This window comes from Erwinia sp. MYb416 (assembly GCF_037479575.1).
GTDB lineage: Bacteria > Pseudomonadota > Gammaproteobacteria > Enterobacterales > Enterobacteriaceae > Erwinia > Erwinia rhapontici.
Genome location: NZ_JBBGYT010000004.1, coordinates 624 through 1,347, shown reverse-complemented (window position 1 = coordinate 1,347; position 724 = coordinate 624). Strand labels below are relative to the sequence as shown.

Genomic DNA, 724 nt, shown 5'->3' with positions numbered 1-724 from the left:
CTGCTGATCCTCTCGCATAATAATCTGCTGACCGTCGAGTATCTGGTGGCACTGACCTTTATTGGCGGCATCGGCGCGGCGCTGATGGGCCCGGCCTGGCAGGCGATTGTGCCGGAGCTGGTGCCACGTCCGCAGTTGAAGAATGCGGTGGCGCTTAACTCGCTGGGGATCAATATCGCCCGTGCGGTGGGCACGGCAACCGGCGGCCTGTTGCTGGCGGCACTCGGTGCCTGGGCGGCCTACGGAGCTGATGTCCTGAGCTATGTGTTCGTGATTGCCGCGTTGGTCTGGTGGAAGCGCCCGCATAAAACGAGAAATGAACTGTCCGAACATTTTTTCGGTGCATTCCGCGCGGGCATTCGCTACGTCAAAGCCAGTCGTGAACTGCACCGGGTGCTGGTGCGCACCGCGATTTACTTCTTCTTTGCCAGCGCCATCTGGGCACTGCTGCCGTTGGTGGCGCGTCATCTGTTACAGGGAAGCGCCGGGTTTTACGGCACGCTGTTGGGCGCGGTCGGTATCGGGGCGATTGTCGGGGCACTGCTGCTGCCTGTCCTGCGTCAACGGATGAACGTTGACGGGTTAATGCTGCTGTCGGCGGGGCTTTCCGCGCTGGTAATGGTGGTCATTGCCCTGCTGCCACTCAAAGCGCTGGCCCTGCCGCTGATGGTGCTGCTGGGCATGAGCTGGATTATTGCGCTGACCTCACTGAACGGTGTGGCGC

The 724-nt window shown here is 61.5% G+C and carries 1 protein-coding gene; it reads left to right on the top strand.

The annotated features are described in order from the left end of the window. Positions 1-724, top strand: a 724-nt coding sequence (locus tag WH277_RS00030) for an MFS transporter (RefSeq protein ID WP_339503614.1), incomplete at both ends; no start/stop codon positions are given.